General features: G+C 66.4%; 11 protein-coding genes. 5 read left to right on the top strand and 6 right to left on the bottom strand.

What is annotated here, in order from left to right:
- Window positions 1–2: 2 nt before the first annotated feature.
- Window positions 3–1,487 (bottom strand): DUF4434 domain-containing protein, encoded by a 1,485-nt coding sequence (locus ACXI0D_RS14535; RefSeq protein WP_049443305.1) that lies wholly within the window; start codon window positions 1,485–1,487, stop codon window positions 3–5.
- A 194-nt stretch (window positions 1,488–1,681) separates the two neighbouring features.
- Here ACXI0D_RS14535 and ACXI0D_RS14530 point away from each other — a divergent pair, with 194 nt between their 5' ends.
- On the top strand, window positions 1,682–1,993 hold the full coding sequence (locus tag ACXI0D_RS14530; protein ID WP_049443304.1) for a KGG domain-containing protein: 312 nt from the start codon (window positions 1,682–1,684) through the stop codon (window positions 1,991–1,993).
- Window positions 1,994–2,004: 11 nt separating this feature from the next.
- Here ACXI0D_RS14530 and ACXI0D_RS14525 read toward each other — a convergent pair whose 3' ends face one another.
- Window positions 2,005–3,477 carry an MFS transporter gene (locus ACXI0D_RS14525; protein WP_049443303.1) on the bottom strand — a complete coding sequence of 491 codons (1,473 nt, stop codon included), beginning with the start codon at window positions 3,475–3,477 and terminating at the stop codon, window positions 2,005–2,007.
- 125 nt (window positions 3,478–3,602) lie between these two features.
- Here ACXI0D_RS14525 and ACXI0D_RS14520 point away from each other — a divergent pair, with 125 nt between their 5' ends.
- The gene (locus ACXI0D_RS14520) at window positions 3,603–4,232 is read left to right on the top strand and encodes a TetR/AcrR family transcriptional regulator (protein ID WP_049443302.1); all 630 of its coding nucleotides are present in this window, start codon (window positions 3,603–3,605) and stop codon (window positions 4,230–4,232) included.
- A gap of 15 nt (window positions 4,233–4,247) precedes the next feature.
- Here ACXI0D_RS14520 and ACXI0D_RS14515 read toward each other — a convergent pair whose 3' ends face one another.
- From ACXI0D_RS14515 to ACXI0D_RS14505, 3 genes are all read right to left on the bottom strand, one after another.
- Window positions 4,248–4,598, bottom strand: a complete 351-nt coding sequence (locus ACXI0D_RS14515) for a VOC family protein (RefSeq protein ID WP_049443329.1) — start codon at window positions 4,596–4,598, stop codon at window positions 4,248–4,250.
- Window positions 4,599–4,702: 104 nt separating this feature from the next.
- Window positions 4,703–4,903, bottom strand: a complete 201-nt coding sequence (locus ACXI0D_RS14510) for a hypothetical protein (protein WP_049443328.1) — start codon at window positions 4,901–4,903, stop codon at window positions 4,703–4,705.
- A gap of 91 nt (window positions 4,904–4,994) precedes the next feature.
- A complete protein-coding gene (locus ACXI0D_RS14505) occupies window positions 4,995–5,513 on the bottom strand; it encodes an SLOG cluster 4 domain-containing protein (RefSeq protein ID WP_049443301.1) in 519 nt (172 codons plus the stop codon).
- A 174-nt stretch (window positions 5,514–5,687) separates the two neighbouring features.
- Here ACXI0D_RS14505 and ACXI0D_RS14500 point away from each other — a divergent pair, with 174 nt between their 5' ends.
- On the top strand, window positions 5,688–9,038 hold the full coding sequence (locus ACXI0D_RS14500) for an autotransporter domain-containing protein (RefSeq protein WP_479642723.1): 3,351 nt from the start codon (window positions 5,688–5,690) through the stop codon (window positions 9,036–9,038).
- Window positions 9,039–9,173: 135 nt separating this feature from the next.
- Here the strand turns inward: ACXI0D_RS14500 and ACXI0D_RS14495 are convergent, their stop codons facing one another.
- Window positions 9,174–9,626: a PA2169 family four-helix-bundle protein gene (locus ACXI0D_RS14495; RefSeq protein WP_005419568.1), complete on the bottom strand. Its 453-nt coding sequence runs from the start codon at window positions 9,624–9,626 to the stop codon at window positions 9,174–9,176.
- Between the two features lie 557 nt (window positions 9,627–10,183).
- Between ACXI0D_RS14495 and ACXI0D_RS14490 the strand changes: the two genes are divergently transcribed.
- Together ACXI0D_RS14490 and ACXI0D_RS14485 are read left to right on the top strand one after the other, a co-directional pair.
- Window positions 10,184–13,018 (top strand): TonB-dependent receptor domain-containing protein, encoded by a 2,835-nt coding sequence (locus ACXI0D_RS14490; RefSeq protein WP_479642722.1) that lies wholly within the window; start codon window positions 10,184–10,186, stop codon window positions 13,016–13,018.
- A 258-nt stretch (window positions 13,019–13,276) separates the two neighbouring features.
- Window positions 13,277–14,302: an IclR family transcriptional regulator gene (locus ACXI0D_RS14485; protein WP_049443298.1), complete on the top strand. Its 1,026-nt coding sequence runs from the start codon at window positions 13,277–13,279 to the stop codon at window positions 14,300–14,302.
- Window position 14,303 lies beyond the last annotated feature (1 nt).

Genomic DNA, 14,303 nt, shown 5'->3' with positions numbered 1-14,303 from the left:
CGCTACTGCTCTGCGGCCATCTCGATCTCGCTGAGGAAGGTCCAGCTGCCGTTGGCCACGCGCAGCTCCAGCGTGCGGCATTGCGCAGCCAGGGGGGCTGCATTGCCGAGCACGTACTCCTCTTCGGTCGAGCCCATCACGCCGGACTGGGTGAAGGGTGCCGACAGCGTGCCGATCGGGACGGCGGCAGTTCCCGGCTCGGCGCACATCACCTGCACCGACGTCGGCGTGACGATGCCCCAGGCCGGGCGGGTCATCGTGTGCAGGCCGATCCAGTCGACCCGTCGGCGCTGGCCGAGGTCGATGGTGATGCTGACGTTGCCGTGCACGCCTACCCAGCCCGCGTCCATCGGATTGCGCGGGTCGCCTACACGGCGGTCGAACAACTCATGGCCGCTGCTGTCGGGATAGCTGGCTGCCGGCGCCACGCTGTAGCGATAGGTGGTCTGCACCGGATCGACGAGGTACGAGGCACCCAACCCGTACAACCCGCGATAGGTGTTCATCATCCGCGGCGCCTCGCCGTAGCCCTGGCCGGGGCCGACCACTTCGGACATGTGGTACTGGTTGAGCCAGGCAACGCGCTTGCCAGCCGAACGCGCACTCCACAACTGCTGGTTGATGCGCTGCACCGACGCCGACCGGTATGCACCGGACAGGCCGTTGCCGGTGTCCAGGAACAGCGGGCTGCCATGGTTGAACAGCTCGATGTCGGCCCACACGGCGCTGGCGCCCAGCTGCGCCGACAACGCCTGGTAGTACTGCTCGGTGGAGTAGCCCGGTCGATCCCACTGGAACAGTTTCGCGTGCGACGCCGCGCCGATGCCGTCCTGCCAGATCTGCACGTCGACCCCCGTGGCGGTGCGGAACCGCGCTGCAGCGCTGGCCACACTGGCCGGGTCGACGCTGGACGACGCCAGATAGGGCGCCACCATCACCGGCCTGGACGGCGTCGCCGCTTTCAGTGTTGAGACGATCGCGCGGTAGAAGGACACACGATCGGCCGGCACCTGCGCGGGCTCATCGGTGATGTACCAGCCGCCGAATGCCGGATGCGCTGCGTAGTGCTGGGCCAGCAGCGCCATTGACTGTGCTGCATCCTGCGCCACCGCTGCGGCGTTCGCCCCCTGCCAGAACGTCGCGCACTGGCCCGAACTGTAGGTGGTGCCGACCACGACCTTCATCCCGCGCGCCGCGGCGGCGTCCAGTACCGTTCCCAGCTTGGCCGGGAAGCCGGCGATCCATTCGAAATCCTGCGCGCTGCTGGCGCAGCCCGCGCCGGCACGCGTGGCGCGGGTCTGGCCGATGATGAGCGTGTCGTTGCCCAGGTCCTGCAGTTCATCGAGGAACATCGGCAACTGTGCCGCCGGCAACTGCTCATCGGTGGACGAGTAACCGAAGTGGACGAAACTACCGCTCAGCAATACGTTGTCCGCATGGGCCGGCGCAGCGCAGGCCAGCAGTGCGAGCCATCCGAATCTGTTCATGGTGTCCTTTCCTGTCTGGGTTGCCATCCGGCATGCCGGCCCATCCTAGCCAAGCCGCGCCCGCCTCGCAGCAGCGTAGCTGCGCCGTGAAAGGCAGTGCGGTGTGGCGTGAAGCCCGCGCCGCCGGCGCGGACACTCCCTTAGCCGGGCACGCGCAAGGATGAGCTTCCCTTCCATGCACCGGGAGCCTTCACATGGCTGACCAGCATCACGGCACCTCCCATCGCGGCTTCGCTTCGATGGACCAGGACAAGCAGCGCGCGATCGCCGCAAAGGGTGGACGCGCCGCGCATGCGTCCGGCAATGCACATGAGTTCAGCCCGGCCGAGGCACGCGTGGCAGGCCGCAAGGGCGGCGAGGCGATCAGCCGCAATCGCCAGCACATGGCAGCGATCGGCCGCGAAGGCGGGCACGCGCGCCACGCCAATGCACGGCAGCAGCAACAGCAGCACGTGGCCGAACCTTCGCCAACCACGGAGGAGGGGGCGCAACGCCAGCAGGGCTGACTGCGGCGGGCTCAAGCGCGCTGGCGCTGGCGGTACAGACCCAGCGCCGCCAGCAGGGCCAGCACGCCGGCGACGGCCATCGCCCAGCCGAAACCGCTGGCCATGGCGCCGCGGTACCAGGCCAGCGTCTGCGCCCCTGGCAGCAATGACGACGGCTGCAGGATCAGCGCGCGCGCCTGTGCGGCCACTGCGGGTTGCCCTGCCGCCTGCGCGGCCGCAGCGAACTGTCGCACCGCGCGCAGGCCCATCAGGCTGCCCAGCAGTGCAATGCCCAGGCTCATGCCCGCCTGGCGCAGCGCGTTCATCGTGGCCGACGCAATGCCAGCCCGCTCCACGGGGACACAGGCCATCACCGCCATACCGGTCGCCGGCACCGCCAGGCCCATGCCAACGCCGAGCAGCATCAGCAGGGCGCTGGCGTGGCCACGTCCCGTGCCCGGCGCAAACGTGGCGATCGCACACAGGGCCACGCCGGTCAGTACATACCCCGACACCAGCGCGGTATGCAGCCCGATGCGTGCCACCAGACGGCCGAACAACAATGACACCACGCCCATCAGCAGGAACTGCGGTACCAGCTGCGAGCCCGCCTGCGCCGCATCGTGGCCCTGCGCCTGCTGGAAGAACAGCGACAGGAAGAACAGGCTGGCATAGGCGGTGAATCCAAGGACGAACGAGGCCAGGTTGAGCATGCCAAAGCCAGGCATCGCCAACAGGTCCAGCGGCAGCAGCGGCCGCATCACGCGACGCTCGACCGACGCAAACAGCGCCAGGCCCAATACCGCGATGCCGAGTGCCAGCAGCGTCGCAAGCGCCAGCGGCCCGTGCTCGCCGATCGCGATCAGGCCATAGCTGAGCGCACCCAGCGCGACAATGCTGAGCAGCTGCCCGACCGGGTCCAGCGCGGCGTGCTGCGGATGCCGCCGCTCCGGAATGCCCCAGGCCCCCAACGCCAATGCAAGCAGGCCCAGCGGCAGGTTGATCAGGAAGATGCTGGGCCAACCGGCGCGCTGCACCAGTTCACCGCCCAGCAGCGGCCCCAGCACCAGCGCCAGCGCGCTGAACGCCGACCAGCCACCGATCGCGCGTGCACGCGGGCGTGCTTCGGGAAATGCATGGCTGAGGATCGGCATCGCACTGGGAATCAGCAGGGCACCGGCCACACCCTGCACCGCCCGCCCCGCCACCAGTGCCGGCAGGCTGCCAGCGCAGGCACACAGCAGCGAGCCTGCGATGAAGGTCGCCACGCTGAGCAACCACATGCGGCGGTGGCCGTAGCGGTCACCCAGTGGTCCCGCCGACAGCATCACCGCCGACAGGGCGATGGCATACGCATTGATCACCCACTGCAGCCCCGCCATGTCGGTGTGCAGTGCCTGCTGCAGTGTCGGCAGCGCGACGTTGACGATGCTGATGTCCAGCGAAGCAAGGAAGGTGCCCAGATAGGCCGCCAGCACCAAAGCCGGCCGTCGGAAGCGTTGCATGTACAGATCCCGGGGGAGGATGTGGGCGCATCGTAGTTGACTGACTGACCGTCGGTCAATGACTGGCGGTCAGTCAATGCGGGAGGACGGCTAGAATGAGCACCGTCGCACCCGGACCCCGCCCCATGCAGATCCCCGCTGCCGCCAGGCCCCGTACCAAACCCGCTGAAACCCGCCAGGAAGAGCTGATGGACGCCGCGCAGGCGCTGTTCCTGTCACAGGGCGTGGAAGCGACCACCATCAGCGACATCGTGGCCGCCGCCGACGTGGCCAAGGGCACGTTCTATACCTACTTCGCCTCGCGCACCGAGATCCTGCAGGCGCTGGCACTGCGCTACACGCAGCAGTTCATGGCCGAGGTCGACCACGCCGTGCAGCAGCAGCCTGCCCACGATGGCGTGGCGCGCCTGCGCGCCTGGATCCGCGCCAACATCGTGACCTACGTCCGCACGCACGCGCTGCACGACGTCGTGTATGCCAACCATCACCACCACCAGCGCGGCAATGCCGAGCGCAACGCGATCCAGCAGCAGTTGCTCGGCATCCTCGAAGCAGGTGTCAACGCGGGCCTTTGGCAGCTGCCGGCACCGCAGGTCACAGCCTCGCTGATCTATGCCGGCGTGCACGGCGCCACCGACGATCTGATCGCTGCACCAGCACAGGACGCCGACACCTTCATTGCGGCGGTGGTGGCCGATTGCCTGCGCATGGTCGGCGTGTCGCCGGCCCCGAAGCGTGGCGGCACGCGGCGCTGAAGCGCTGGCCGTCGCTCAGGCGTGGGCGAGGATGTTCAACAACCGACCAAACGGGTCGCGGACGAAGAAGCGCCGCACGCCCCAAGGCTCGTCGGCCGGGCCATATTCCAGCCCGATGCCGGCCGCGCGCATGCGCTCCAGCACCTCCTGCAGGTTGTCCACTTCGATCGACAGGTCCGGCACCGGTGTGCCGGAACCCCCTTCGCTGGCGAAGCTGACCTGCGCCAGCGCACTGCCCTGCCCGCCATGGGTGACGATCCAGCCATGGTCCATCACCACCGGCATGCCAAGCAGTTCGCCGTAGAACGCAGCGGCACGCACGGGGTCGGGGGTGGCGATGTTGGCGACGACGCGCTTGACGGCCATGTTCCATTCCACCATGAAGAATGCGTCGAGAGTGCCCGACCCTGCGCGCAAACAGAAGAGCCCCGTCACCGACGGGGCCCGTCATCAGCCGATCATGGCTGGGCTTACACCGCGCCGCAGCGCTCCATGACACATCGATCGTATTCGTACTGGCATTCCATGGCATCACCACCGCCGGATACACACGCCTGATAGGCCTTCCAGCAGGGCAGATCGCAGGGCGGAATCGGTCCGGCCACGGCCACCGAGCCGCTGCAGGCCAACGCGAACACGGCACCGGCGATCACTTTCCTGAAAGTACGCATCGACATCGCTCCTTGATAAGCCTGGTGAGCCCAAGCCCGGCCACCTTAGCGCTGCACACGGGGCGTTGGGTGAAGGCAGATGCGGCTCGACTCAGCGTTGCAGCAACCCCAGGACACGCAGTTGCTCGGCCAGCTCATCAATGTTGCGCCACGGCAGGATCGGCGAATTGCCACGCTCGTCCGGTGGGTTGTCCGGCAGCGCGTCGGACCAGCCACCCGTCCCCACAAGCGGCAGCAGCGGCCGCTTGTGCAGCCAGGCCAGGCAAACCTCCGAGATCGTGCCGGCACGCCCGCCGATCACGATGCAGGCATCACCGGCCAGGGCCATGATGAGGTTGCGCGCATCCCCCATGCCACAGGGCACCACCACCGTGGCCGGCCAATCGGCCGGCGGCATGCTGCTTTCCGGAATGACGCTGAGCACCTGGCCACCGGCGGCGATCGCCTGCTCGGCAGCCACGCGCGTAGCGGCGCTGCCACAGCCACTGACGACCGTGATGCCCTGGATGGCCAGGAAACGCCCTGCTTCAGCTGCCCGTTGGAACGCGTCGCTGCCAGGATCGGCACTACCCAATATCGCCAACTGTGGTTTACGGAATTCAGTACGCATGGACGGTTCCAGGGCCTCGGAAGGAAAGATCACGGTGCTCTGTATGGCGGAGCCACGCCACGCACCAATCACAAAACATTAACACGTTCATAAAAATCCCTTCACATTACTGGGGGATCTCGCCATGCCTTGGCGTTAACGGCCTTGTTGTCCGTCAACCAAGGAAGTTGTCCGATGAATCACCCGCTGTACGGCCGTTCGTCCCGCTCCCTGTCGCACCGCCCACTGGCGCTTGCCGTCGCCAGTTCGCTGCTGCTGGCCGCCGCATTGCCGGCCATGGCCAGCGAATCACTTGATGCCTGGCAGCAGCAACGCCAGCTGCAGGCTGCGTGGGCGCAGCCCGCTGCAAGCACCGCACCTGCAGCCACAGCCACTGCACCTGCCGCCAGCAGCACCGCCGTTCTCGGCAACCCGGGCGATCCGGCCAGCTGGCGCAGCGATGAATTCAACGCCGATTGGGGCCTGGGTGCGATGGGCGCCGACTACGCCTATGCACGCGGCCTTACCGGCAAGGGCGTGCGCCTGGCGCTGTTCGACTCGGGCTCCGCACTTGCGCATCCAGAGTTTGCAGGACGCAATACCTCCAGCATCACCATCGGTGCCGACTGCGCGACGCCAGGTGTCGTCGCAGGTACCGGTGCCTGCGGGCAGACCCGCGGCGAACAGCCCGGCTACAACTACTACGGACTCGGCGCCGGCGTTCCGGCCGCACTCGCGGCACGCCTGATCGCCGCCGGCCAGCCCTATGGCTTCAGCTACGCCGACCATGGAACGCATGTGCTTGGCACCATCGGCGCCAACCGCAATGGCACCGGCATGCATGGCGTGGCCTTTGGTGCAGATCTCACCACCGCCCGCGTGTTCGGTGACACCTACTACGAGTGGCGCCTGGACCCCGACAATTTCTATCGCCCGCGCGCGGTGTACCGCACCGATCCGGATGACGCCGCTACGCTGGACATGTACGCGCAGATCCAGGCGCAGGGTGTACGCGCCATCAACCACAGCTGGGGCATTTCCACGCGCAACATGACCGCCGCCGCGCTGGACCAGCAGTACGCCAGCATCGGTGCCGACTACGGCGTGTACGGCAGCATCTACACCAGCAACGGCGATACCCCGGCTTCCACCCTCATCCAGGTGTGGTCGGCCGGCAACGGCAGCGGTGCGGTTGCCGGCATCACCGCCTCGATGCCGCGCTGGAAGCCCGAACTGGAACCGTACTGGCTGGCGGTCGCCAACGTCCGCAGGCCCAATGCCGCCGCAGGTGAAACCGACTACGTGATCGATGGCAGTTCCAGCATCTGCGGCGTTGCCGCCAACTGGTGCATCTCGGCCCCCGGCACCGACATCGTCAGCACTATCGTCTCCGGTGATATCCAGGGCCGCATCGAGAACACCTCCGCCTACGTGCGGCTGATCATCGACAGCGAGAACACCAACTACGTCTACGGCACCAAGACCGGCACGTCGATGGCCGCGCCGCACATCACCGGCGCTCTTGGTCTGTTGATGGAGCGCTTCCCGTACCTGGACAACGCCCAGGTCCGCGACGTGCTGCTGACCACCGCACGCGATCTCGGCGCGCCGGGTATCGACGCAATCTACGGCTGGGGCATGGTCGACCTGCGCAAGGCCATCGAGGGCTATGGCTCGCTGCGCGTGGACACCACTGTGGTGATGAACCAGAAGGCCGGCGGCCTGAAGGTCTGGGAAGGTGATGCCTGGGACAACTGGGCCAACGACATCGGCGGCCCCGGCAAGCTGACCAAATCCGGCATCGGCTGGCTGCGTCTGAGCGGCAACAACAGCTTCAACGGCGCCGTGGTGCAGGACGGTACGCTGGAGTTGAACGGCGCCAACACGCTCACGTCGGCGGTCGAGGTCCAGGGTGGCCGGTTCCTGCTCAACGGCAGCCTGGTCTCCACCGCCCTGACCAGCACCGGTGGCGTCAGCACGGTCAGCGCCAGCGGCGTACTGAACAACAGCAACCTGGTGGTCAACGGCGGCGTGGTGTCCTTCAACGGCACCCAGACCGGTGGCACCACCACGGTCGGCGCCAATGGCCTGTTGAAGGGCGTCGGCACGCTCGGCAACACCCGCGTGGACGGCATCATCGCGCCGGGCAACTCGATCGGCACGCTGACCATCAACGGCAACTACGTGCAGGGCGCCACCGGCGTCTATGCAGCGGAGCTGGCACCGGGTGGCCGCAGTGACCAGCTGCATGTGACCGGCACCGCCACTCTCGGCGGCACCCTGGTCGCGCTGCCGGAACCGGGCGTGTACTACCTCGGCGAACAGTTCAACTTCCTGCGTGCCGACGGCGGCATCAGCGGCCAGTTCGCCAAGACCGACTTCAGCGCGTTCTCGCCCTTCCTGCAGTTCAGCCTGGCCTACGGGGCCAATGGCACGCGTATCGATGTCGCCCGTGGCGCCTCGCTGACCACGGCTGCCAATACGCCCAACCAGCGTGCAGTGGCGGCGGCGGCTGACCTGCTGCCGATCGCCCAGGGCCTGCCCAAGCCGCTGACCCAGCTGTTCCCGCAGCAGGTGGGTGGCGTGCTCGACGGTCTCAGCGGCGAGCTGCATCCGGCCACGGCCATCGCCCTGGTCGAGGGCAGCCGCTACGTGCGCGATGCCGCGTTGTCACGCCGTGCCGGCGCTGCGGCCCCCGGCACCGACGCGGGTGATGCGACGGGTGCATGGGTGCAGGCCATCGGTGGCAACAGCAAGCTGGACGGTGACTTCAATACCGCCCGCACCGAAGCCAACAGCAACGGCCTGCTGGTCGGCATCGACCGCGAGTTCTCCGGCTGGCAGGTTGGCGTTCTGGCCGGCACCGGCCGTACCGACGTGAAGCAGCAGGACCGCCGCGCCAAGTCCAAGATCGACAACACGCACTTCGGTGCCTATGCCAGCCACAACTGGGGCGGCTTCGGCTTGCGCGGTGGTGTGGCGTGGAGCAAGCACGAGGTGAAGAGTACGCGTGATGTCGCCTTCGCAGGTTTCAGTGACAGCCTGAGCGCGCGCTACGACGCCCGTACCCGCCAGGCCTTCATCGAAGCCGGTTACCGCTTCGGTGGCCCGGAAGCGGGGCTGGAACCGTACCTGCAGGTGGCGCGCGTGGAAGTGGACCTCAAGCGCATCAACGAACGCGGCGGAGCGGCGGCGCTGCAGGGCAAGGTGGACGACACCGGAACCACGATCGCCACCGCCGGCGTGCGCTTCGACAAGGGGCTGAAGGCTTCGTTCCAGCAGGATAGCTGGCTGCACCTGCGCGGTGGCGTCGGCTATCGCCGTGCCTCGGGGGATCGCAGCCAGGTTGCCAACCTTGCCTTCGCCAACGGCGGCACCACCTTCGCCGTCAGCGGCGCAGCGATCGCCGACAACGCGGTGGTGGCAGAGCTCGGCCTGTCAGCCTGGCTGACACCGCGACAGCAGCTGGAGCTGGGCTACAGCGGCCAGTTCGGCAGCGAAAGCCGCGACCACGGTGCAAACGCACGCTGGTCCGTGCGCTTCTGATTCCGAAGCAGTGTGCGCTTGAAGCGTTGGGGCGGCCTCACGGCCGCCCCTTTTTTATGCCACACCGGGAAAGGTGGCCGGGGCAGCGTACTGCCCCGGCCGCGGCGGCCCCGGGGAGAAGGCCGCCTTCAACCGTCAGGCAGCCTTCATCGCATGCTTCCGCGCACGCATGACGTTGTGGCACTCCTGCACTTCGGGCAGCAACTGGGTCACTTCCTGGCGTACCGCCGGCGGAAGCTCGTTGTCCTTCAACACGTCCTTGAACGCGCCCAGCAGGCGGTCCTCCGATTCTTCCAGCTCGGCCACGTAGCCATAGTTGGTGTCACCGAAGGCAGCACGCACCTTGCCATAGAACTGCTGCATCGAACCGACCACAGTGCCATGCTCGGCCGGCTTGCCACCGCTGGCGGCCACCGAGCCGCTCAGCGCCGCCACGATGCGGCCCTTGACGCCAGCAATGCGGGTGAACAGTGCCGACAGCTCGGCATCCTTGACCTTGGTGGCGGCTTCTTCATAGAAGGACTTGCCATCGCGGGCGATTTCAATCAGGTCGTTGAGGCGATGTTCGATGGTGGACTGGGTGCTCATGGAAATCACTCCTGTTCGCTTGAAAGTCTGTGGGAAACCGGCAAACGCATCTGCGTTGCCTGCGTGTCCACTGTGGCGTTGGGGATGTGGGCCCAGGGTGAGCACCGATTGATCCGCACGTCACCATCCACAACACGTACTGACTTCTTCATGCCCGGACCCGACAACGTTCACGGGAACTGAGCAAACAGTCCGGCATTCACCAGGGCGCGGTGACGACGAGCAATGCGATCACCAGCACGATCGCCAGAACGAGAAGCAGAGCGTGCCACTGCCGCCAACTGGGCTTCGGTTTTCCCGGGGTATTCATGCAACGTCTCCTTCATCGTTTATGGGTTCAGAGGCAGACTGATGCAGAGCAGCATCCCGTCCCGTGGACGGAGCGTGGATGCCTCGTGCACGACCAACGGCGCGGCGCGCTGACGATAACGCGTCCATAACGTAATTGACGTGTAAACGGAATGTTAGGTTCCTCTCGATTCCGCATAGCGGAGTTTCAGATCGGTTTCGACACAGCGATGTGCGGAGCCCATACAACTGGATTTGGAGAGAGCCAAATGCATCACTCGTACACCCTGCTTTCGCTGGCAGTGGGCACCGCGCTGGCCGCTGCCTGGGCACCGGCCGCGCACGCACAGACCGACGGCGACAAGACACCGAAGAACCTCGACCGCATCCAGGTCACCGGCTCGGCCATCCGCAGCGTGGACATCGAAACCCAACAGCCGATCATCGCCATCACCCGTTCGATGATCGAGCACCAGGGCTTCACCACCATTGCCGACCTGCTGCAGAACCTGACATCCACCGGCTCACCGGCCATCTCCCGCGCGCGTGCGCTGGCGTCCGGCGAGAATGTCGGCGGCTACTACGCCGACATCCGCAACCTCGGCGCCACCCGCACGCTGGTACTGGTCAACGGCAAGCGATTGGGGGCAACCACCGGCGGCCTGCAGGACCTGAGCCAGATCCCGATGAGTGCGGTCGAGCGCATCGATGTCCTGAAGGACGGCGCCTCCGCACTGTACGGCTCCGATGCCATCGCCGGCGTGGTCAACATCATCACCCGCAAGGACTACGACGGCCTGGAAGTCTCCGTGCAGCACGGCCAGTTCAGCCAGGGCGACGGCAAGGACAGCACGTTCTCGCTGGTTACCGGCGCACGCGGCGAGCGCGGTGGCTACACGCTGGCCCTGGAGTACCAGAAGTCCGATCCCGTGTTCGCGCGCGACCGTTCATTCTCGAAGTATGGCGGCGCCGGCCCCGACTATCCCGGCGCGGACTGGAGCAACATCAGCCAGAACGGTTCCTGGTGCGACCCCGCGCTCTACAAGTGCAACACCGGCGATGCCGTGTTCAAGACGCTCAACCGTGGCGGCAACCCGAAGAACCCCAGCGACTACCACCCGATCACCCCGGCCGAGTTCGCCAATGGCAACGATCAGATGCACCTGCAGACCGGCATCGAGCGCCGCTCGTTGTTCCTCAGTACCGACTATGCGCTGACCGACCAGATCAAGTTCAGCACCGACATCGGCTACAACGAGCGCATCACCGACCAGCAGATCGCAGGCTACCCGTACCAGTCCACCAAGTTCGGCACACCGCTGTCGGCCGGCAGCGTGTTCAACCCGGTCGGGCGCAACGTCGAGTTCAATCGCCGCCTGTGGGAGCTGCCGCGCACCACCGAAAGCAAGCTGAAGTCACTGCGCATCGCCCCCAGCCTGTCCGGCTATTTCGAGCTGGCCACCAAGGCCTATGACTGGGAAGTGGGCGCTCTGTTCAACCGCAATGAAGTCACAAAAACAGGCCGTGGCGACATGAGCCTGATCGCTTCCCGGCAGGCATTGGGGGCTTCCTACCTCGATGCCAACGGCGTGGCACGGTGTGGCACGGCGGCATCGCCGGTCTCCGGCTGCCTGGCCTGGAATCCTTTGCTGCCATTCGGTGTCGCGGGGGCAGGCTCTCTCTCCGACCCCGAATTGCAGCGCTTCTTGTTCCCCACCTTCACCGATACCGGCATCACCAAGACCCGCAGCTACTTCGCCAACATCTCCGGCCCGGTGATCGACCTGCCCGCCGGCGAGCTGTCGGTGGCGCTGGGCTACCAGTACCGCAAGGAAGAAGGGCGCTTCGTGCCCGACGCCTTCGCGCAGTCGCGCCAGAGCACCGCGCTGGGCGCATCAACCACCGCCGGCGACTACAGCCTCAATGAATTCTTTGCCGAAGTGAACGTGCCGGTGCTGCGCGACCTGCCGTTCGCCAGGGAGCTGACCGTGAACCTGGCCACGCGCTATTCCGACTACAGCAACTTCGGCAGCACCACCAACTCCAAGGCGAGCTTTGCCTGGCGCCCGATCGAGGAGCTGATGATCCGCGGCACCTTCGCCGAGGGCTTCCGTGCACCGAGCATCTCCGACCTCTACGGTGGGCTGGGTACCAGCTTCCAGACCTACGTCGATCCCTGTGGCACGGGAGCCACCAACAGCGTCAACGGCAATGCGGCATGCAATGCGGCCGGCGTTCCGCTGGGCTACCAGCAGCTGAACCAGAGTCTCAAGCCCTGCGCCAGCTACCCGTGTGCCACCCCCGACGAGTTCACCACCGGCTCCAACCCGAAGCTGCGCCCGGAAGAGTCCAAGAGCAAGACGGTGGGTGTGGTCTGGAGCCCGCGCTGGGTCGACGGGCTGGACATCAACCTGGACTGGTACAGCTACAAGATCACCAACATGATCATCCAGGACAGCGTCGACCGCATCCTGCGTGACTGCTACGTGCTCGGCAATGCGCCGCGCTGCGGCAGCGTCAAGCGCGCGGGCGACGGTCATATCACCAGCATGTTCTATGGCCTGGCCAATCTCGGCGCCATGGAAACCGAAGGCTGGGACCTGGGCATCCGCTACCGGCTGCCGGAATTCTCGTTCGGCCGTTTCACCCTCGACCTCCAGAACAGCTACGTCTCCAGCTACGACGAGCAGAACCAGAACTCGGCCGGCGAAACGATCATGATGGGCCGCGTCGGCCAGCCGGGCATCTTCCGCCTGCGCTCCAATCTCGGCGTGAACTGGCAGCTGGGCAACTTCACTACCCAGTACACCCTGCGCTACTACTCCGGCATGGTGGAGAGCTGCGTGCCGAATCGCCCCTGCACCCTGCCCGACCGATACGCCTATGGCGAACCGGATGCGCAGCGCAGGGTGGGTGGCAACGCCTTCCATGACATCCAGGTCAGCTACAAGCTGCCGTGGGACGGCACCGTGGCGCTGGGTTCGAACAACGTGTTCAACCACCAGGGGCCGATCATGTTCTCCAAGCCGTCCAGCTCCTTCCCCTACTACGGTGGGTTCGATATCGGCCGCACCGTGTACGTGAAGTACTCGCAGCGCTTCTGACCTGAACGGGCCGTGCGCGTGGCCGGCGGAAGGGGAGTCCGCCGGCCACGCTGCACACTTCCTCCACCCAATCTCCATCGTTCTTCGACGGAATCTCCAAGGTTTCCGGCAACACTGATGTCATGACGGCAAGGGAGCTGGACCGCATGGATCGCCACGCGTACCGATGCTGCATGCCCGTCTCCAGGTTCACCACTGCATGCAATGGCATGGCCCTGTTCGTCAATGCAGGCCAGACCGTTGCTAGGGAAGTACGAGATGACAACGGCAGTTCGCACCGGCCTGGCCGACCTGGTCGCTGACGCGCAGCGCTACCTGCGCAGGGTCCTGCCGGGGCTTGCCTCGGCGGTGCATCCGGTCACGGTGGCACACGCCATTCCGCGCGCGATGGCGTCGCGCTACCACATCGCCGAGCTGACCCTGTACGGTGAAACCCCTGCCATGCTCGCCGTGGCCCGCGAGCCGGGCGAGTCCAGCAGCCGCGTCATCCAGGACGTACGCAGCCTGCGCTCGGCAGCAAACGCATTGGTGCTGTATGTCTCGCCCTACCTCACACCGACACAGCGACGCTTCCTGGTCGAGAACCACATCGACTTCGTGGTGCCGCACGCACAGCTGTTCGCACCGAGCCTGGCCATCGAGTTCCGCGACGCGCCCGACCACGAGAAGAAGGCGATCTCGCTGCTGCCTTCGGCGCAGGCCGTGCTGATCCACGTACTGTTGTCCGGGCAGCCGCGCTGGTGGTCGCCCCGCGAGATCAGCGCCACCGCAGGCTATACCTCGATGACCGCATCGCGGTTGTCCGCCGAGCTGGTCGGGCGCGGCCTGGCCGAACGCTCCACGGGCGGCCGCGAACGTTTCCTGCGCCTGGCAGGCGATCGCCGTGATGTCTGGGCCAGGGCGCAACCCTTCCTGCGCTCACCGGTACTGAAAGAAGTCGATGTCTGCTGGGACCTGGTAGGTACCCTGCTGGCCGATGCGGGCCAACCCGCGCCGCGTGCAGGTCGGGATGCACTGGACGCGGACGGATCGCCAGCGGTGGTGACCACCCGTGCACTGCATATCGATGCCTGGCGCGCGCTTGCTGCGCAGCCGGCGGTCGCCCCCGGTTGCGCGCAGCAGGTGCGGTTGCAGATATGGGCCTATCCACCGGCGTTCACCGGCGTCGGCGCGGTGATCGACCCGCTGTCGCTGTACCTCAGCCTGCAGGGCAAGCGCGGCCACGACAGCGATACCCTGGAATTGCGGATCGAACAGGCACTGGCGACCGCGCAGCACGCCTGAT

The organism is Stenotrophomonas sp. C9D9 (assembly GCF_056491205.1).
Note: the sequence above shows the minus strand (reverse complement) of the source record. Positions and strands in the feature narration are given on the sequence as shown.

Coding starts and splice junctions, on each gene's coding strand:
- ACXI0D_RS14500 (WP_479642723.1), top strand. CDS start 5,688: ATGAATCACCCGCTGTACGGCCGTTCGTCCCGCTCCCTGTCGCACCGC.
- ACXI0D_RS14505 (WP_049443301.1), bottom strand. CDS start 5,513: ATGCGTACTGAATTCCGTAAACCACAGTTGGCGATATTGGGTAGTGCC.
- ACXI0D_RS14490 (WP_479642722.1), top strand. CDS start 10,184: ATGCATCACTCGTACACCCTGCTTTCGCTGGCAGTGGGCACCGCGCTG.
- ACXI0D_RS14515 (WP_049443329.1), bottom strand. CDS start 4,598: ATGGCCGTCAAGCGCGTCGTCGCCAACATCGCCACCCCCGACCCCGTG.
- ACXI0D_RS14495 (WP_005419568.1), bottom strand. CDS start 9,626: ATGAGCACCCAGTCCACCATCGAACATCGCCTCAACGACCTGATTGAA.
- ACXI0D_RS14510 (WP_049443328.1), bottom strand. CDS start 4,903: ATGCGTACTTTCAGGAAAGTGATCGCCGGTGCCGTGTTCGCGTTGGCC.
- ACXI0D_RS14520 (WP_049443302.1), top strand. CDS start 3,603: ATGCAGATCCCCGCTGCCGCCAGGCCCCGTACCAAACCCGCTGAAACC.
- ACXI0D_RS14525 (WP_049443303.1), bottom strand. CDS start 3,477: ATGCAACGCTTCCGACGGCCGGCTTTGGTGCTGGCGGCCTATCTGGGC.
- ACXI0D_RS14485 (WP_049443298.1), top strand. CDS start 13,277: ATGACAACGGCAGTTCGCACCGGCCTGGCCGACCTGGTCGCTGACGCG.
- ACXI0D_RS14530 (WP_049443304.1), top strand. CDS start 1,682: ATGGCTGACCAGCATCACGGCACCTCCCATCGCGGCTTCGCTTCGATG.
- ACXI0D_RS14535 (WP_049443305.1), bottom strand. CDS start 1,487: ATGAACAGATTCGGATGGCTCGCACTGCTGGCCTGCGCTGCGCCGGCC.